The following is a 19,994-nucleotide window of genomic DNA, read 5'->3' as shown; positions in this document are numbered from 1 at the left end:
ATAGTACGTTTTTCAATACCATAATGAAAGAAAACAGTAATGGACGCCTGGCATGGAATAAAGTGCCGAAACGTTCCTAAATTGCCTCCCCCCTGCCTCTCAGTATATAGTTAAATTGATCAAATAATTAATGGATTACAAGCAGATACCTATGAATACAGCAACCGCCTCAAAATGCCCTGCTTTGCATGGCGTCCTGTCCACCGGCCGCGCAAACGTTGACTGGTGGCCTGAGAATTTAAATTTCGACATCCTGCATCAACACAATCCTCAAACCAATCCGTTGGGAGAAACCTTCAACTACCGTGACGCAGTCAAGAAGCTTGACTTTGAAGCGCTAAAGAAGGATGTGCTGGCGTTAATGACAGACAATCAGTCCTGGTGGCCTGCTGATTGGGGACACTATGGCGGCCTCATGATCCGCATGTCTTGGCATGCCGCCGGCTCTTATCGAATCGCGGATGGCAGAGGTGGGGCAGGTACGGGTAACCAACGTTTTGCACCATTAAATTCCTGGCCAGACAACGTCAATCTCGATAAAGCACGCCGACTACTCTGGCCCATCAAAAAGAAATACGGTAATAGCTTAAGCTGGGCTGACTTGATGGTCTTTGCAGGCACCGTTGCTTACGAATCCATGGGACTTAAAACCTTTGGTTTTGGATTCGGACGGGAAGATATCTGGCAGCCTGAAAAGGACATTTACTGGGGGTCAGAAAAAGAATGGTTAGGCGCTGAACGTTACAGTGACGACAATCGCGAATCATTGGAAAATGCACTGGCCGCGGTGCAGATGGGGTTAATTTATGTCAATCCTGAAGGAGTGGGTGGGCATCCTGATCCCCTGCGTACAGCTCAGGACGTTCGTATAACTTTCAGGCGCATGGCCATGAATGATGAGGAAACGGTCGCTTTAACGGCCGGCGGCCATACCGTCGGCAAATGCCATGGGAATGGTAATCCCCAACATTTAGGCCCAGCACCCGAAGATGCCAATATCGAGGCGCAAGGCCTTGGCTGGCTTGGCGATGTAGGCCGTCATGCCGTGACCAGCGGACTTGAAGGCGCCTGGACGACACATCCGACCCAGTGGGATAACGGTTATTTTTATTTGCTGCTGACCTATGACTGGGAATTGAAAAAAAGTCCTGCCGGAGCCTGGCAATGGGAGCCGATTAATATTAAAGAAGAGGATAAACCCGTTGATGCAGAAGACCCGAGTATACGCTGCAACCCGATTATGACCGATGCAGACATGGCCATGAAGAAGGATCCGATTTATCGGCAAATTGCCGAACGATTTTACAACGATCCTGATTATTTTGCCGAGGTTTTTGCACGTGCCTGGTTCAAACTGACCCATAGGGACATGGGTCCCAAGGTACGCTACATTGGCCCCTATGTGCCTGATGAGGCGTTAATCTGGCAAGACCCTGTGCCCGCTGGTAACACACAGTATGATGTGGACGCGGCCAAAAGGCAAATCATGGCCTGTGGTTTAAGCATCGGAGACATGGTTTCTACGGCCTGGGACAGTGCCAGAACGTTTCGTGGCTCCGACATGAGAGGTGGAGCCAATGGCGCTCGTATTCGCCTGATGCCTCAAAAAAGCTGGGTTGGTAATGAACCGCAGCGTTTGGCAAACGTCTTGTCTGTCCTCGAAGGCATTGCCAAAGAAACAGGTGCCAGTCTGGCCGATACCATTGTCCTTGCAGGAAATGTCGGTATAGAACAAGCCGCCAAAGCCGCTGGGTTCAATGTCACCGTCCCCTTTGCACCGGGGCGGGGTGATGCCACGGAAGCCATGACGGATGCCGAATCCTTTGCTGTGCTGGAGCCCCTTCATGATGGTTACCGTAATTGGCTTAAAGATGATTCACCTATACGTCCCGAAGAGCTTCTGCTCAATCAAACCCAATTGCTCGGCCTGACCGCCCCTGAGATGACGGTTTTGATTGGGGGTATGCGCATGTTAGGCACAAATCATAGCCAAACCAAACACGGTGTACTAACCAACCGCGAAGGTGTTCTGACCAATGATTTTTTTGTTAACCTGACCGATATGGCCAACACCTGGAGGCCCGCTGGACATCATCTGTATGAGATTTGCGATCGTAATACAGGCCAGGTGAAGTGGACCGCTACGCGTGTTGATCTTGTTTTTGGATCCAATTCCATCCTCCGCGCCTATGCGGAAGTCTACGCTCAGGATGATAACAAAGAAAAATTTGTGCATGACTTTGTTGCCGCCTGGACTAAAGTGATGCATGCCGATCGTTTCGACCTGGTCCCCTGATAGCACGCTGGTAGCATCAAGGATTTGTTGAATAAAAAAAGCCCTGCGAGAACAAACTGGCAGGGCTTTTAAAGAAACAAGAACGACTTACTTGGCCAACGCAGCTTTCTTTTCTTTCTCTTTGGCAATCACGGCTTCAGCCACACTCGCCGGGCAAGGCGCATAGTGAGAGAATTCCATGGAGAATTGACCACGACCAGAAGTAAGGGTACGCAGCGTGCTGATGTAACCAAACATTTCTGAAAGGGGAACATCGGCCTTGATGCGAACACCGGCAGCACTTGGCTCCTGACCAGAAATCATACCGCGGCGACGGTTCAAGTCACCAATGACGTTACCGACGTCTTCTTCTGTGCTGTAAACGTCAACTTTCATGATCGGTTCAAGCAATTGAGGACCCGCTTTAGGCATTGATTGTCGGAATGCACCTTTGGCAGCAATCTCAAATGCGATCGCTGAGGAGTCAACCGCGTGGTAAGCACCATCGGTCAGGTTAATGACCACATCCAGTACAGGGAAGCCGGCTAACGGTCCGGTATCCATCATGGAACGGAAACCCTTCTCAATGGCTGGGAAGAATTCTTTTGGCACGTTTCCACCCACAACGGATGTCATGAAGGTAAATCCACTGTTGGGCTCACCTGGCTCAATGGTGTAATCGATTTTACCGTATTGACCGGCACCACCGGATTGTTTCTTGTGGGTATAACTATCCTGGATTGATTTGGTGATCGTTTCACGGTAAGCAACCTGCGGCTGCCCTACGATCAATTCCACATCGTAAGTACGCTTTAAGATATCCACTTTAATATCAAGGTGTAATTCACCCATACCACGCAGAATGGTTTCACCTGAATCTTCATCCGTCTCGACTCTAAACGTTGGATCTTCGGCAACCATCTTACCAATAGCAATACTCATCTTTTCAGTAGAGCCTTTGTCTTTTGGAGAAACGGCAATCGAAATAACAGGCTCAGGGAAGACCATCGCTTCGAGTGTGCATTCGTGATTAGGATCGCAAAGCGTGTGACCGGTGCGAACGTTTTTCATACCGACGATAGCGATAATGTCGCCCGCTTCCGCACTTTGCAATTCATTCCGCTCATTGGCCTGCATCTCAACCATACGACCAACCCGCTCCGTTTTACCGGTAAAGGAGTTAAGAATCGTATCCCCTTTATTTAATTTTCCTGAATAGATGCGTACGAAGGTTAGCGCACCGAAACGGTCATCCATGATTTTAAAGGCTAACGCACGGAATGGTTCATCCGGAGAAACGATGGCAAACTCACCATTGGGCTCACCTTCAGCATTGGTCAGCGGCTGTGGGTTTACTTCATGAGGAGCAGGCAAGTAGTCAACGACTGCATCCAATAACAGCTGCATGCCTTTGTTTTTGAAGGCTGAACCGCAATAGGTTGGGAAGAATGCCAATTCACGTGTACCGATACGGATGCAACGCTTGATTTCTTCGATGGAGGGCTCGACACCTTCCAAATACCCCATCAACAACTCATCGTCCATTTCCAGCGCGGTTTCAATCAATTGCGCACGATACATTTCCACATCGTCATGCATATCGGCTGGGACGTCGGTCACGCTATAATTTTCTGGTTGGCCTGTTTCATCCCAAACGTAGGCTTTACGGGTTAATAAATCGACCACACCGACGAAGTTATCTTCGATACCGATAGGCAAGGTCATAATTAATGGATTGGCGCCCAAGACTTTTTTAATCTGATCAGTGACTTTCAGGAAGTTTGCGCCGATTCGGTCTAATTTGTTGACGAAAATCAAACGGGCTACTTTTGAATTGTTCGCATAGCGCCAGTTCGTTTCTGATTGGGGTTCAACACCGCCAGAACCACAGAATACCCCGATACCGCCATCGAGTACTTTCAGGGAACGATAAACCTCTACGGTGAAGTCCACGTGTCCCGGGGTATCGATAATATTGAAGCGGGTGCCTTTCCAGAAGCAACTGACAGCAGCTGACTGGATGGTAATACCGCGCTCGGCTTCCTGCTCCATGAAGTCGGTTGTGGACTCCCCTTCGTGTACCTCACCCATTTTATGGATTCTACCCGTCAGTTTGAGGATACGTTCGGTAGTGGTGGTTTTTCCAGCATCAACGTGAGCGAAGATACCGATGTTTCTGTAAAGGTTTAAATCAGCCATAGCACTCTTCTAAAATTTAAATGGATAAAAAATTGTCACATATTGTACAGGATTTTATCCTGATTTGCAGCAGAAACTTACGGCATTTATTATGATTATTTTACCGGGGGGGTATAACCGCCTAAATCGGTCCAAAAACATGGCGTGTAGAAGAACGACAAGAAAGATTGTTTATAATCAGCACACGTCACGATTAGTTTGCATCAGAAATCCCTGTATCCCCCTGGATTGTAAAATACGGTAAATCATTTTAGCATAATCGGTCAGAATATTTTTGTCTGAGACATTGTATTAAAAAGGATTTTATGAAAAAAATTGGGCTTTTATTCGTTGGACTCCTGCATGTAGCCAGCGCGTTAGCTGGCACAATGAACGCTGCCTTGGATTCTGACCACCACTATTCAAAAGAGGTTTACTTAGGCGCTAATCTATCGGGCGATTACTCCAAATATAATATCAAATTGACCGATATACGCCTCTCGACCGGATTAGTGAATCGATTCGGCCAAACCCATCTAACCGATTTAGCGCTGGCCGGAGGAGTATTCGCCGGTTTTGGCATTCATTTCCCCTCCCCATTCTACCTTGGCATAGAAGGATTTTTAAATTTTTCTGATAATGACGCCAAAGCAGAAATCTTTGATGACAACCCTGTCAATTTGGAAGGGCTTACCTTTGCATCGTTTAACGTACGCAATAAGCGACATGCCGGCATTGCCGTTTTACCCGGAATTGAGATCAATAATAGAACGCTTGCCTATGCGCGTGCCGGGTATGTTAACGGCGCATTTAAAATAAGCGGGGAAGGACGAGCCTTGCTGGCAACAGGCGTTGTGACGACCTTTAACAATGAACACGATTTGAACGGTTTTCAAACAGGCCTGGGCCTCAATACCACCCTGACAAAAAACTTAAGGCTTCGGGCAGAATGGGTCATTAATATTTATCAATCGTTTACCGATCCTGTCATCAATAGGCGAGGCCTGATTGAGGGAAGCTTAATCTTTAATCACCCCACAACAAACCAGTTTAATGTTGGTCTTGTTTATCGCTTTAATGGTTTTATTGCATAATGGTCTGGGTAGATTAAATCGAATCATCTACCCTGCTGCGACTGTGGTGGTATCCAGTCGCAACCATGCACTTCATGATGAACAGCTATTTCTTCAGTTTATTTTTGTATAAACTAACTCTTTGTTGAGAATTGCCAATTTATAAGGACATGGATTGAAGCGACTACTTATTGTATTTTCATTGCTCTGTTTCCTAATTCATCCCGCTTACTGTAGTGGGATCGAAAGCAGCCTTAATGACAAAGCCTTTGTATTGGGGTTGGACATTGGGAGTGCGCGGACGAATGAATCCGGCCGGTCTGTTCATTTTCCCTTAGGATACAGCACGTTTAATTACTCACCCAATCAGGATGCATCCTCTACGCGTTACGGCATTTCATTTAGCCGGCGATTCATGCTTAATTCATTAAACAGCCTCCTGATAGGCTTAAGTTATCATCAATTCAGTGAGATAACCGTAAACGGCACATTACAACAAGGGATATTCCCGCCACTCTACAGTGCCGATTATCAATACACCATTGAACTGTCGCAAGCGTTAGTCGACGCCAAACTGCAGCATCAATGGGGACAACGCCTTTATCCCTATATTACCGCCGGACTTGGCGGCGGATTTAATCGCGCCAGGCATTTTTATACCACCGTGCCCGGTTATTTGACGGTTACGCCGACTTATTCCAATCACCACAGCTCTACTTTAAGTTATGCGCTTGGATTAGGCATCGATGCCTTGTTAACGTCCCATGTGACCGTTGGTGTGGGGTATCTTTTTTCTGACTTGGGAGAGGTTGGCCTCGGCAGTGGTTCTCTACGTCAAACCAGTCTTTCAAATTATTTAAACCAATCGCATTTACACATCAATACCATTTTGGCGCAGATTAGTTGGTATTTATAAATAAGGTTATCGATAATGAATAATCCAGGACGTTGTTTCTATCGTGTTTTTCAAGTATTTTTATGTTTGACTTTTGTTCATGCTCATGGATACGCTGAAGCTAAAATAAATAAGGCCCAGCCAAATCTTCCTTTCTTTATCAAAGCTCAACCCAATACGATACTCCCCCGGGAAGTGCCTATCGGTTTTCCGGTTCATGCGAAATATCAGATTACCAATCCGAATCCACTCACAGCCATCAATGCATCCATTGTTTCCCTCCCGCCTCACACCAGCATTAACGCAACGGGGTGCGGCTCCAGGTTTACGCTGGCACCCAATGCCAGTTGCACCTTAACACTAACGGTTTCAGCCAATGGTTTACGCGTGGGAGACGTCATCAGCGGCGCACGTGCGCCCAACGTGTTAATGGCCTGCTGGAATGATGGCATAAGTTGCGCCGGGGTGACTAATGCCAATGATTTATTACGGGTTAATGTGATCCCCCCACCCTCCATCCCTTATCAATCCCTGTTGGAAGATAAATTGATTAATGCCGATTTATGGGGCAATCAGCCCGAAATATTGTCTGCGAATTATGGATTTGAAGGCATTGAAGGGGTTCCCGGCAATGAATCCGGTGTGGTCGCTGCCGGCGGGGCGTGGATGACGATTACAACACCCAACGCCCCTTTTGCTGCCTACACCACGGCGCAAACCCCTTCTGACGTGGCGTTTGGCTTTGGTTACCCTACCGATCATGCGGATGCGATGCCTATTTGTTTTACCTGGCCGGTGTTACCCAGTACCGTGCGGCCTACTGATTTTCGCCTGACCTTAAACACCGGCGAAATAGTTCAACCGGAAGTGGCATCCATTACCCCCAATTTTTTATATAACAAGCGCAGTTGCATAGTCATTTTTGGCCAATTTGGTAATCGACTCTCACCCGGTACACCCGGAGCCGTTTATCCAACGCAAGTCACTATTGTGGATAATGGGACAACATTGAAACTGGTGGGACCCAATGGACCGGTCAGTGCCGTGGGCTTAACCAAATCCAGTGGCAACCCTTATCAACCGGGCGGAGGGCCTAAGTTAATTGGTGCTAAATTAAGCATCATGAACGACATTGGACAAGATGCGCCGGTGGCGTTTAGAAGCAATCTACCCAATGGCGGCACAGCGCTTTATGGGCCCGATGCCGAATACCGATTACGCATTTATACAACGGCGGGCATTTCACCGGATGGCGTTTCAGCCATCCTCCCGACCGATTTTGAAACCTTTTTTCAAATTCAGGTGGTCGATGGCGGGGTACCTTCTCTCATCACGCAAACAGGTATACCTTATCTTTTTTCTGCGGGCAGCATTACCGTGGTTGGCTTGGCGGATTTAGGCAAATACGATCTGCCATTAAATGATGCCTATATAGCCGACCGGGATAATTACCTCGACATTATCTTAAAAGGGGATGAGGCCGCCATGCGTTTAATTACCGACGTTATCATACCGGCTACACCCCCTTATTTACCTCTATATAATCCAGGCGGCCCAGGTAATAACCCAACTCCCGGTGTGACTTATACTTCTCCAGGCCCGACCTGGACTCAGCCTGTGACTATCGCCATTGATGATCCGATGACGGTAACTTACCCATGAATCAGGGATGAGGGATGGTTAATGGATTATTGGCTATTACATTGAGGTGACAAGTCATTTTTCTTGTCACTTCATAAGTCCTGGACTTCCCCATACCTTAATGCAACAGGGCTTAAACAACAATTTCAAGGGCTATTGCGACCTTGTCAGATTTTAAATCATCCGATTCGCATAACAGAACTCCCAATCAGCCGCTTCCGTCATATTGTGAAGACTCCAAACGCGAATAAAACCAAGCGACTACATCGAGGCAATCCTGCGCTTTAGCCATGGCATGTAAAATATTGCATGCACATAAAGATCCAACAAAATACAAATTGATCAATATTCACATACTGTTGAAAATTAAATAGAATGCAAGGCCAAACCCAAATCACTCAATTTAATCTGAGGATACATTGTGCAGTCAAAGTCTGAATATAATCTCTCCAGCCTTTCTTTTAAAACCAAATCAAAAAGAGACATAATAGTTGATGCCACCGATGAAGCAACCAAACGCTTTGGCACACACTTTTTAGAACGAATATATACCCCTAAGGGCCTCGCAACAGTTATCGGTGTCTACAAGGATAATTTATGGGTATGGTTGGATATCGACCCTGGACCAAGCTATTGGGATAATATAACCAGTTCCATTTTTGATTACCCTGGATTCACAAAAAGTGATGATGTTAACTTTCCGGATGAACTTAAAAAATATCTCCCGCCTAAACTCGATTTTTTCAATTTACTAGCCAACATCGACAATTATTCGTCTGATACCCTTGGCCTTTTACTTAGAGAGGAGTTAAACAAGTCTCCTCGGCTCATGGCACAACAACTTGCTCTCCTTTTTCAGGAATTTGAAAAATTATCAGCCGCTGACATAGAAATACTGGCTGAAGAAGAGGCACTGGATGAAAAAGGCTTCAAAGCGGCTACTGATTACCCAAGCATCACCGCCTTTGATAAATTGTCTAAAGACTTTAACGTCATCCTGGAAGGCTTTCAATCACAGCTTGCCTTGCTGACTCAGCAGATGAAAAATCTGGATGAAGAGAAGGCTCCTCAACTTTATGGTTTCTTGGCCGGGAAAAAATTGCAGCTTGAACAAATTTGCAAGGAATCACAACAAATCGCCCAGAAATTGCCAATCATTTCAACCGAAAGTGCTCATTATAAAGACATCAATCGCTTTCTTCGGTTCAATCGGTTATTAGCCGCCATCCTTGATGTATTTTATGATTACTCCATGGATTCAAAAACTCCCGACCAAATTGACGCTTATGTCGATGGCTCAATTCAGCTCGCTCAATTTTTATATGCTCACGGTCAGCAATTTCTTGAAGATAACCCCATAAAAGCAAACGATAAGAATAAACAAGAATTATCCGAGTCTTTAAACGCACTTGAGACAACACTGCTCTTTCTACTATTGAGCGGCTCCAGGCTTCCAGCTGCTCAAGCCGGGGCTATTTATTTTCGATTGCTCGATGAAATAAACAGCTCAAAGGGTAAACTTGAAATACCGCCCAGCTCGTTTAATTTAGCCCATTTCAGCCAGCAAAATCCACAAGACTTTATCAGACTCTACCAACGCTTCTTTTTGACAGCGGGACCATTTAAGCAAAAAATAGATGAGCTTTTAAATAAAGCCAACCCCATTTTATTGACTGAAGTAGGGAAATTAGCTGTGTATTATGCCCGCGCAAAAGAAAGAATGGTTAACTCTCATTCCCGCCCGGGTGAAGGTCTTGAAATTAAATATTATCTTCAGATGGGGGTAAGTTATTTATTGCGGGCGCTACGTTCAGGTCATCCCTTGATTACCTGTGAAATTGACGCCATCCTCTCGACTGACAGCGAAATGCCTTGCTCAACAGCGATGGCAACGGAGTTGGCCCGGTCCTTCTCAGAAACGAACCAATTAAAAAAAGCACGGTCTTATTTGCGATTAGCCCTTAAATCGCATCAATCCAATCCCAAAGACACAGGTGACGATAAAACGTCTGCAGAACAAATGACTCACAGATTGGAGCTCTTGGAAATCAAATTGGATATACTGGAAAAAACAGGTGATGAACAACAATATGCCATTAACACCCTGATTAAACGGGCAAAACAACAGGATAAAGAAGCAGAGATTCTATATTGCCAATTACAATTAACGGTACCGGCCGTTGCTTTGGCAGCCATTTTTCAATGGAAAGCGGGAACCGGAATTTTATCGCTGGGAATTATAAAACTCGCTGAAAAGATCGATCCGGCCGTAGCCGCCTGGTCTCTCAATCAATACAACATACGTATTCTGGATAAAAAACCTGATTTAGGATTGGTGTCACAGGCAGTACTAGCCAATTTTGAGCCGGCTATCATTGAACTGAATGACTTACTCAATAGCAGCCATGTGTTTACCTCAAGCGATAAGGATATTATATCATCCGTCTTATCGACAGCTGATATCTGGCAGCACATAGACCCCCCCAATCTGGTTAAACTTATATTAAAGACGAGGGGTTCAGATATTCTTTTAGAGGATGATTTGAATAAATTTATGTGTTCGATGGCGCATGCTGCTCTGCCTGACTCTCAAAAGCATTTTAAATTCCTGGCGATAATCCTTAAGGATTTAAGGAATTTACTGGATACCCCAGGACTCATCACTTTCCTTTATGCGATTAAGAGGACACAAATTTCGATTAAGACCGATATAGAATTACCTGCCGCCATCGCCGCCCATCTAATCCAGCGATGCTTGCATTCAGATAATGATAAGGCCTTAATCCACTCGTTTATGGACCAATTTTTGACGGTATATCCCGCGTTTGGACTTGATTTACGTGAAGATGCCAAAGCCTTAGAAATCATACAACAAAGCGACCAGTTGACCCTTTTACTGAATCAGATTTCCTGTGATTCTGAAAAAAAGATGGAACAAATCACTGGTACATCGCAATCCGCATTGGTTAGCCTGTCGTTATTCAATCCTGCAAACGATACTGGCTCGACAGCCCCCATCCCTTCGCCAATGGAAATGCACAGTATGTAACCCGGCTCCTGATTTAAAGAGGCCGTGAACGCGGCCTCGGCGATGTATCCCGGTTACCAGGGAGATGACAAGAAATGAATCCGGTCAGAACGTCCATTTTATAGACAACCATGGGAGAGTGTAAGTATAATGGGGCCTGACTGAGGATTATGGAATGCTGTTATGACCAGAAAACACCCGCTTTTTCCTACTTTTCAAGAAGTTGCAGACAATGCTGATTTAGCCCGCTCCGATCATCTCCCTGTTCTGACGAAAGTACCCCTTGGAGAAAAAAAGGGATCATTAAATATCGTTTCGCTTAATATTTTGGGTCATGAGGGATGCTCCGGTGTTCATCCGCTTGGCATGGAAATTCCAGAGGGGCATACTTTAAAACGATATCAGCACATCGCTTCAGGACTGGCGAACAGCATCAAGAAACAGGCTGTTGATGTTATTTTATTGCAAGAGGCGGATAAATCGATTGTACCTTATCTTAAAGAAGCATTAGGAAAAGGTTGGGAAATCATCATTGATGATTTTGGCGTCATCAGCTGTTACAACAACGAGCGATTGGTATTACAGGGTACGTCGGGAAATAAGGAATCCAGAATACGCAGCATGGCATTTCAGGATACCCACTCGGGTCTTTCTATTGATGTCCATAATATCTGGGGACTCTATAGCCCTTTTCCACATCACATGGAAAAGCAATATCATGCGTTATTAACCAAAACCAAAAGCGACCTGTCGGTCATTATGGGTGATACCAACTCAAGACTTGCTCCTCCTGGTGACCATACAAAACGAAATCTTACAACAGGTATTATTCCTCCCATTATTGCAAAGGCCAATGGGCTTCCCTTTGATACCCAAATCACTGACCATCCTGACGGTGGTTTTTACCGGGAAAAAGGCGGAATTATTCGGCAATTGCCTACAGAAACGCTGGATTTTGACACAGCCGATGTCGTCATGGATAAACGCAGCGAAACAGATGCAAACGTATGGCCCGAATACAGAATGGTGATGTGTCTGGATAATTATTACCAGGAAACAGCCATTATTGCTGGACGAACCATTTTTGCGTATGAGGATGAACTCAACCATGAGTTTGGTCAAAACAATCTGGTTGTCCGTATGGCCAGTGACAGTTTTAACAATAAAGCCGTTGCGATCCGCTTTCCCAATAACTCAGAAGCATTCCAACTGATAAAAAACGAGCTTGAAGAGGAAGCTGGATTCCAGTTCAGGGAAGTCCAACCGACCGACTTTAAAGATGGAACCCAGCCCTTACCCTGTGTTTTTGCCCCAATAGAGAAAGTCGCGCTATTACATCGGGCAGTACAAAAAGCCGTTTCAGAAACAGTATTAAAAAATCAGGCGGCACAAAGAATTCAATTGGAAATCAACCGCTTATCCACACCCCATTGGTACCTGAATGACGCGTCTGACAAGATAAACAGTTTAAAGGAATTAAAAACTCGACTATCAACAGCTGCTGCAGACAGCACCGCAGAAGATATTTTATCGATCATCAAAACCTGGGAAGCAGAGGAGGCTCCGGCTTCACAAAACACAAAGCAATATAACATCAACAATAAACATCAACTCATGGGGGTTCATCGTAATATCTTTTTCTCACCCATACGACCGGGCAAATCGACTGAAACGCAAAATACCTTGCAGTGGTTAAAAGACAAGTTGGGAGATAAACCAGACTTAAATGCCAGCGTGAGCTAATTCTTTTATATGGCTCGGGATGACTTCCGAGCCATCTATGCTTTGCTTGCTCACTGCCATTTCAATTCATTTTTTTATGGCTCATCGCATTAGATTTTAAATGCTTTTCCAAGGAATCAATTATTTTGGCGTACGATTCAATGATTTGCTTATTACTCCCACCGTTCTCATGATATTGCTTTAGATTACATTGAGCTAATTCAAGTGCTGTTTGCCCTTCACCTGATTCAGTGCCTTTATTTTTTAAATTTAAATCAGGATTGTAGCTCAAGAGTAACTCGACTCGCTCAAAATCTGCTTTATCGATGGCAAACATAAGTGGTGTATACCCAAATTTGTCCTGAGCATTGAGGCTTTGATGCAGATCATTGCCTGTATTAAAAAAAGATGGGGTATTGGATTGCTTTTTTAGATGGTCAAGGTAGCTTGCAACCGTACTTAACTCCGCTTCTGACACCAGGATGTGAAGCAATCTGACATCGTTATAACTCAGATAATGACTGCAATCTTTCCTGGTTGGATCATGAATGCCTTGCCAAACCGTATCTTTTTTAAGCGTTTCTTTGATGACTTTAACGCGTGTCGCATCAGCAAATATTGTAGAAGAAAACGCAATGTACTCATCGATATCCTTTCTGACCAGCGCGTTGTAAACCCATTCGGCCAGTTGCTCCGTATCTGTGGTGCCATCGAGCAGAAACTCCTGGGTTATGGCCTCGCTGTTGGCCATAAACCATGTGTGAGTTGTCGTTTCATAACTGATGCTAATCGAATGTGTAGTCGTCCCCATGAGAAAGGAAATCGCAGGGTTTGGTAGTTCTTGTTCTGTCGTTGGCTTGGTCGACAAGGCCTTATGGAGCCGTTCAAAGTAAGCCAGGAACTCTGTTTTATTGTAGATACCCACCGATAGTTTTTCGAGACTGCACTGTTTATACTCCTTCGGGGTATACATTAAAGGGTATGTCAGCTCGGGTTCTTGTCCGACAGGTTCTTTAAGAGCCCCTTCAAACAAAACTTTAAAGGACGCCGGTACTTGATAGACCACCAGTTCTTGTGCAAATGAAACTAAATCCTTAAGAATGGGCAGGTCCTCTTTCACAAAGAAAGACGGTTGTTGGCTGCTTTTTGGGTTTTCAAGCATACTTACAATCTCTTGAATGAAGGCCTGCATGTGCTCAGAGGTTATATTGATAAGCGATGTTTTTTGCTTAATGCTCAATAATTCCCTGATGATTTCAATCCGCCTAAAAAAATCGCTCCTGCCTTTTTCGCCCCGACGCATAGCATTCATGAACAAGCTCGAAAATCCATTGCAGTGTCCAAAATCCGCCATCTCATCGGCCAAGGGCGTACCGGCAAACAGGTATTCCAGGAATTTGGTCAGTTCTTCATAAGTCAGTGCAATCGCTGTAGCTTTAGGTTGAACCATGAGTTATTTCTGTTAATAAATTACACAATTATATAGTAGACTAACTTTTTAAACTATTTTTAGTGACATCAGAGGGTATGGAGACGTTAATAGCAACCAATCCGTCTTGGCATTAAAAAGAAGCACTTACTGACGCACGATAACGATTACTTCAATCGATAAAGACAACGCGTTGACCTGGTCAAGCCTCCATCGGAATAGAAATTTATTCTCAGTGCTTTTACCTGAGGCCCTATTTATTATATCGGCATCAATGCGCGGGGAGATCAAAGCAGTTCAAAACAGCCATGTCTAGAACAGACTTGGCCATTGCATGAATAATAGGTGTTGACTCGTTTACATTCCCATTTTATAGGAGGATTGATTTAGCTCACTAAGCTGAGATATTACTTCTTCGGCCTGCCCTTTCTCAAGGAGCCCCTTCAACTGAGCTTGTTCAATAAATTCTATGGCTTGCTCTGCATTATCGAATACCAAAACCACCACGTTTTTCCCTTCATAGTGCTTGAAATGTTCCTGTTCTTCTTCTGATAAGTCTTGATAACCGGGGCTTTTCTTGAATTCATCTAAAGAATTGAATGCTTGAGCCTTAGACTTCTCCTTAGACAGGAACTCATGATACAAATCAAGCAACTTTTTCTTCTTTTTTTCTTCAACCTCAATAGTGACATATGACATACAAATCTCCTGTCGCAGTTAATTATTGCCTCGAAAGGATTATATCATAGCATTAACAGCATGAGAATAAAAAGACCTTTTTGATCTTTTTTAAGACAGTGCGCAACTCCTCTTCCTGACTATACTTTATCAGTGGGCCTGATTATGAGCACCCTGTATTTTTTCATAATGTTTAACCATTTTTACTGGTATGTCCGTTCCATAATTTTTCGTGTAGTGAATTATCGCTTGAAACGCCATGTCAATATTGCTCCCGATCAGTTCAGTAAAATGTGTTTTTGGTATGCAAAATGGATTATTACAATTTTATATAAACAAACCTTAAAACGAGTTGACATCGAGATACAAATCGGAGTAGCATCAGAAAAATGCTTAATAATTAATCACAAAGGAGAACAATTATGTTACCAAGAGCAATCATGTTATCAAAATGCGCTCTAAAATCACGACAACAATCGAATATCAACCGAAGCCATCATCTACAAGGAAAGGCTTGGGGGTATCTTTTTAGCAAATAAACCCACAACTTCATCTCGTTTCTTCTCCACCAAGCCGAATGCTGTACGATGTTCTAATCTTTCACAAGAGCTAAGCAAACAGTTTCTTCAAAGTCATGAACAATACGCCACCCAAACTCCATTAGAAGGTATTAACCACGCCATTATTTATCATAAGGGTCGTCTCTCACTTTGGAGTAAAAATGCCAGGAACGAATTAGTTCTGACTACTCGACACAATACCCCTGCACTCAAAGACGAATACCAGTTTGTTAAATCATTATCCCATTGCTCGGTTTGGTTAAGCATGGTTATGCAATCAATACAGGAAAAAAAAGCAATTACTCCCTACCATAAAAGGGACACTCTACGGATCATTAACTATCTTAAGCAATTGAAACGATTTGTTTCTGAACAAAAACATATTGCTAAATTATTCGAACAGCTTTGTGAGCCCAATACTTCAGATAAATCAGGTGTGCAAAGTCGAAGGGTAAACCCCATTGATTTATTGCTATATTTTGCTGCTCGAGTTCTTGAAATAGATGAAACAGGGGAAAAAATAAGTGCTCTCTTGCAATCATTATTGAGCTCGGTACAAGAATTAAATACCCGCTGTGCTTCTTACGCCACGAAAATACAGCTACAAGGGATGCACCGTATTTTACTGAATTGGGTTGAGAAGTATTCCATTCAGGCGAAATACACACGTTCTTTAATCGTTACAGCTTCAGGGCCAAGAGAACAACTGATCGAAAGACAATATTTTGAAGAGATGCTGGCGAAACAAAATCTAAAGAATGATGAAAAAGGGATCCGCTATATTCATACTATTGAAATGTTACCTCAGCAAATAGCCACCGTGACTGATAAAGAGCTTATAGGATTTCTCCAAAGACACGAGCTCAATAGCGATATTGGTAAAAATATGCTCAATAATCCACTTGGAATGGATAAGGATGTGTTAGGAGAGCATGCTCCTGGTGTCTTGAAAGGTAAATGTCCATTCAAGCATTGAGTTAAGTGATAGTATATCCGCTCCCCCACAGTCGCAGCCTAGAGCTGCACAGTGTGAACCGAGCCGCGACCATAAGGGAGTGGATATAACTATAAGCAGGAAGTTATCCAGCATTCAGTTCACTGCTCGTCGCAGCAGGCAGCCGCATCGAGGCATAAGTATGTCTGGTCCCAAAAACCACATGATGCAACTATACTAAATAGTAATCAGTTCTCAGGAGCAATAATGCATAACCCATCTTCATCCAATCCCTTGATTTACGCTGCGATTATGGCTCTCGATGTTGAACAGTCTAACGCCCTTTTGAATGAGAAAAAAACAAGTGATGTAAATGAATTTTCAGAATTAATTACGGGCATTATCACGGACTCTAAAATTAATGAAAACCGTCGCTCGTTCGGCAAGGCAGCTCAGATTTTAGGCGATCTGATTGACCAGGGATTGTCTTTTGATATTTATACATTACCTGAGGATATTTTTCATCGTTTGTTTATGGAGCATCCTGATATAACTTATAAGATAATTGATAATTTTCAAAAAAGAATCGATACCATTTCATTACCAGTCTATAGTGATTTTCTGCAAAAAAATCTTCATGCGATGCTGTATAGCTATTCTGTATTAGGCTTCCCGGATAAAAATGGCCCTGCTTTTAAAAAATGCCTGGACGTTATTTTTAATTTCTTGAAAGAAAATCAAATCGATTATACCCATGCACCTGAATTTGAATTTTTGCAAAGTTATCAATCCTCTTTTTGGCATTTAATGGAAACTCTCGTGAAGAATGATAGCGTCGTATCGTTCCAGGCACTCCGCGAATTTCCTGTTTTCGCGCGATCAGTGGAGACTTGGGAAGCATTGGCTATACAAGAGGACAGTCCTCAGATATTCCGTAAAATTTGGCTAGAGAACATGAAAAACATGAGTCAGGAGCAAATTTTTAATACAATTAAAATGCTTTATCATGCTCAAGCCTATAAATGCATTGCAGTGGTTATGGAAAATTTAGAGCTCAATGACGAGGTCATAAAGCACATTCACAATTTAAGAACAGTAAGTTCTAAAGATCAGTTTAATGCATTAATGACGGGTAATTTTTCACGATTTAAACTTAAAGATAATGGTGAAATTTTGCTTGCTCTATTTAAAAATAACTATCACCTGGCCGCAATTGAACTGTTTAATTTGTCCGAAATAAAATCAGATAATGCAAAAAAAGTAAAAGATGCAACGGAACATCAATTTTTAAATTTATTTTCATCGACCTCTTTCGACAAAATAAATAAATTGGTTCAGTCTATCCCTAAAGATCATCCGCATCGACAAACTATTATAGAAGTTTATGAAGCGGCTAAAATTAAATATTGTGACGCAGCACCCTGTTTCTCGCGTTATATTAAGCCAAATCATACAGAGAAACTTAAACAGTTCTACGGGAAAACAGCAGGGAGCATCAACGAAGATATTAAATTTGGCGCTAAACGCATGGAATTGGTTCATGAGCTCAATCAGTTATTATCTAATTCAACACAGACCACACCAAGCAAGCCACCTTTTGACGCCCTTTTACCCTCCGGCAGCAAGTCGCAATTAGCGGCTGTCGTTCTTGAAAAAGTATCCGATATGCTTCTACAGACAGGACGAAGTAAAGCTGTAGGTGAATTACGAGAATCTAATGATTATGGCACACCTGTTCGAGCGCAGTATGCCTTTGCATTACCGCTTATTAGAACGGTATTTTATTTTTCAGATGACATAAGGATAAATAAACAGAATTACTCCGTCAGTTACGGCTTGTTTTATAATGACCTGCAGGTTAATAACATTAAAGAAACCAAATTCGTCTGGAGTGGGGATGCTGAGGATGTGATCGCAAAACCCAACTTACAATGGAGACATGGAATGGCATCACTAAATGCCACCTGGCCTCATATTGAAAGCCTATTTGCAGAAATCTGGTCTATGGATTTATCTGCCATTGGAAAATATTCTGACTATCAGGATAAACTTACGGTCTTTTATGAGAAACTGGCCGAATTATCATGGTTAATTGGAAATACCCAACCCCTGCAACGCGGCACAGGTAGCTTTGCTGAAACGGTCGTTGCATTAATGCATGTCCATCATGGTTTAAACCCGCCCATTCTCAAAAATGACTTTCCACAACTGGACGTATTGAATATTACATTTCCTCTGGAAACCTATAAAAAAATTTTCCCCTACTTTTTTGAATCAGCCACCATCCCTAAACACTTAAGGTCGTTTACTGATGTACCTGATATAGAAAAACTCTCAATCCCGCAACAAATGCACTGCTTATTTACCCAATACCAACGACAACCGGATAATAGTCGATATGAACTCGATGAAATATCAATCAGCAACATACTAAAAAACCATGCCACTAAAAATAAACCACCCGTGATTTCTTTTTTGAATCCAGAAAAGGATTTATTAGCCAAAACATCAAATTATTATTTTTCTCTCTTTAATAAAGCAGGCACCCAGGAACTAAAAATTCTCCTTGTTTTGACTATATTGCAGTTTTCTAAAAACAAAAATTTACAATTCGATATAGCAAAGCAAATTTGTCGTGATAATTTTATTAGTTGTACTAACACGATGGATAAGGAGAAAGTAATTAATAATGCGCTAAACTTTATCAAAACCAATGCGCTTGTAAATCCAGAAAGCAGCGACGAAAAAGCAATTGAACGTTGGGAGAAAGCTGCAAAGGAAATTGCTAAAACAGAAAAAGGGGAACCAGAAAGAATAATCCTACCCAATTTGGAAGATAGTTCAATTAAAAATGATACCAACAGTAAACAAGAAAATCCCACAATACCCAATAAAAATAAAGTGACCATGAGTGTAACGAAGATACCTTTGAATGAACGAGAAGAAAATATTTTAGCGGTCTATACGGTGTTAAAGAATGATGAATTACTAAGAAATGTCGATGGAACCGTTCCAGCGATTATCAAGACCATGCGGGACATAGTGGCGAATATCGACCCTTCCAGAGAAGAAAATATTAGCAATGCCCTTATTGAAATCAAAAGGAGAATAACTGAAAACAAGGACAATAATTACAATGAGCCTGTAGGCGATATCATCGAGGCATTTGCCAAACCAAGTTGTTGCGATTTTCGAAAAATTCGCACGGCTTTAACAGCCAACCCTATAATGGACGAAATCATGAAACCAATCCGAAAAGGTGGGCAGCTAAAACTGTAGACTCAGTTCAGTCGATTTGTAAAAAAGGGGAGATTACCTCGCCTGCGTTTATAACAAATATGTCACCGATAAATCACTGCGAATTACAGAAATACGCACAATCTCAAAATGAGGCTTATGGAGCACCACAAGCCAATCCCCTCATGAGTAAAAAAGGCATGACTGAAGCCAGTATATTATAATAACCAATTTAGTTAGTATTAATATAAATTAATGTCAATATAAAATATCCAGATTCTCAGGATAAAGGATAACTTGCGGTTTAAATAAGGCAACCAAGCTAGACTCCGTGGATAATCTCG

11 protein-coding genes are annotated in these 19,994 nt (G+C 43.0%); 8 read left to right on the top strand and 3 right to left on the bottom strand.

Annotated features, from left to right (window positions below; genetic code table 11):
• Positions 1-130 precede the first annotated feature (130 nt).
• On the top strand, positions 131-2,296 hold the full coding sequence (gene katG / locus Lery_RS14590) for a catalase/peroxidase HPI (protein WP_058527948.1): 2,166 nt from the start codon (positions 131-133) through the stop codon (positions 2,294-2,296).
• A gap of 87 nt (positions 2,297-2,383) precedes the next feature.
• On the opposite strand, the gene fusA is transcribed toward katG, so the two are convergent.
• A complete protein-coding gene (fusA, locus tag Lery_RS14585) occupies positions 2,384-4,474 on the bottom strand; it encodes an elongation factor G (protein ID WP_058527947.1) in 2,091 nt (696 codons plus the stop codon).
• Positions 4,475-4,779: 305 nt separating this feature from the next.
• Here fusA and Lery_RS14580 point away from each other — a divergent pair, with 305 nt between their 5' ends.
• From Lery_RS14580 to Lery_RS14560, 5 genes are all read left to right on the top strand, one after another.
• Positions 4,780-5,547: an outer membrane protein gene (locus Lery_RS14580; protein ID WP_058527946.1), complete on the top strand. Its 768-nt coding sequence runs from the start codon at positions 4,780-4,782 to the stop codon at positions 5,545-5,547.
• Between the two features lie 154 nt (positions 5,548-5,701).
• Complete coding sequence (locus Lery_RS14575; RefSeq protein WP_082657225.1) at positions 5,702-6,442, top strand: outer membrane protein; 741 nt, start codon at positions 5,702-5,704, stop codon at positions 6,440-6,442.
• Positions 6,443-6,457: 15 nt separating this feature from the next.
• Positions 6,458-8,083 (top strand): hypothetical protein, encoded by a 1,626-nt coding sequence (locus Lery_RS14570; RefSeq protein WP_058527944.1) that lies wholly within the window; start codon positions 6,458-6,460, stop codon positions 8,081-8,083.
• 400 nt (positions 8,084-8,483) lie between these two features.
• A complete protein-coding gene (locus tag Lery_RS14565) occupies positions 8,484-11,111 on the top strand; it encodes a hypothetical protein (RefSeq protein ID WP_058527943.1) in 2,628 nt (875 codons plus the stop codon).
• 162 nt (positions 11,112-11,273) lie between these two features.
• Positions 11,274-12,833 carry a hypothetical protein gene (locus Lery_RS14560; protein ID WP_058527942.1) on the top strand — a complete coding sequence of 520 codons (1,560 nt, stop codon included), beginning with the start codon at positions 11,274-11,276 and terminating at the stop codon, positions 12,831-12,833.
• Between the two features lie 61 nt (positions 12,834-12,894).
• Here Lery_RS14560 and Lery_RS14555 read toward each other — a convergent pair whose 3' ends face one another.
• Together Lery_RS14555 and Lery_RS14550 are read right to left on the bottom strand one after the other, a co-directional pair.
• The gene (locus Lery_RS14555) at positions 12,895-14,262 is read right to left on the bottom strand and encodes an ankyrin repeat domain-containing protein (protein ID WP_058527941.1); all 1,368 of its coding nucleotides are present in this window, start codon (positions 14,260-14,262) and stop codon (positions 12,895-12,897) included.
• A 336-nt stretch (positions 14,263-14,598) separates the two neighbouring features.
• The gene (locus Lery_RS14550) at positions 14,599-14,940 is read right to left on the bottom strand and encodes a hypothetical protein (RefSeq protein ID WP_058527940.1); all 342 of its coding nucleotides are present in this window, start codon (positions 14,938-14,940) and stop codon (positions 14,599-14,601) included.
• 810 nt (positions 14,941-15,750) lie between these two features.
• Here Lery_RS14550 and Lery_RS14540 point away from each other — a divergent pair.
• Positions 15,751-16,455, top strand: a complete 705-nt coding sequence (locus Lery_RS14540; protein WP_058527938.1) for a hypothetical protein — start codon at positions 15,751-15,753, stop codon at positions 16,453-16,455.
• Between the two features lie 225 nt (positions 16,456-16,680).
• A complete protein-coding gene (locus Lery_RS15765) occupies positions 16,681-19,692 on the top strand; it encodes a hypothetical protein (protein ID WP_058527937.1) in 3,012 nt (1,003 codons plus the stop codon).
• Positions 19,693-19,994 lie beyond the last annotated feature (302 nt).

The sequence above is a fragment of the Legionella erythra genome, assembly GCF_001467615.1.
In the GTDB taxonomy this organism is placed as follows: domain Bacteria; phylum Pseudomonadota; class Gammaproteobacteria; order Legionellales; family Legionellaceae; genus Legionella_C; species Legionella_C erythra.
Note: the sequence above shows the minus strand (reverse complement) of the source record. Positions and strands in the feature narration are given on the sequence as shown.

What these genes read in the sequence shown, in the direction of transcription:
- Lery_RS14550 (WP_058527940.1), bottom strand. Translation starts at nt 14,940, where the DNA reads ATGTCATATGTCACTATTGAGGTTGAAGAAAAAAAGAAGAAAAAGTTG.
- katG (WP_058527948.1), top strand. Translation starts at nt 131, where the DNA reads ATGGATTACAAGCAGATACCTATGAATACAGCAACCGCCTCAAAATGC.
- Lery_RS14560 (WP_058527942.1), top strand. Translation starts at nt 11,274, where the DNA reads ATGACCAGAAAACACCCGCTTTTTCCTACTTTTCAAGAAGTTGCAGAC.
- Lery_RS14570 (WP_058527944.1), top strand. Translation starts at nt 6,458, where the DNA reads ATGAATAATCCAGGACGTTGTTTCTATCGTGTTTTTCAAGTATTTTTA.
- Lery_RS14580 (WP_058527946.1), top strand. Translation starts at nt 4,780, where the DNA reads ATGAAAAAAATTGGGCTTTTATTCGTTGGACTCCTGCATGTAGCCAGC.
- Lery_RS14555 (WP_058527941.1), bottom strand. Translation starts at nt 14,262, where the DNA reads ATGGTTCAACCTAAAGCTACAGCGATTGCACTGACTTATGAAGAACTG.
- fusA (WP_058527947.1), bottom strand. Translation starts at nt 4,474, where the DNA reads ATGGCTGATTTAAACCTTTACAGAAACATCGGTATCTTCGCTCACGTT.
- Lery_RS15765 (WP_058527937.1), top strand. Translation starts at nt 16,681, where the DNA reads ATGCATAACCCATCTTCATCCAATCCCTTGATTTACGCTGCGATTATG.
- Lery_RS14540 (WP_058527938.1), top strand. Translation starts at nt 15,751, where the DNA reads ATGCAATCAATACAGGAAAAAAAAGCAATTACTCCCTACCATAAAAGG.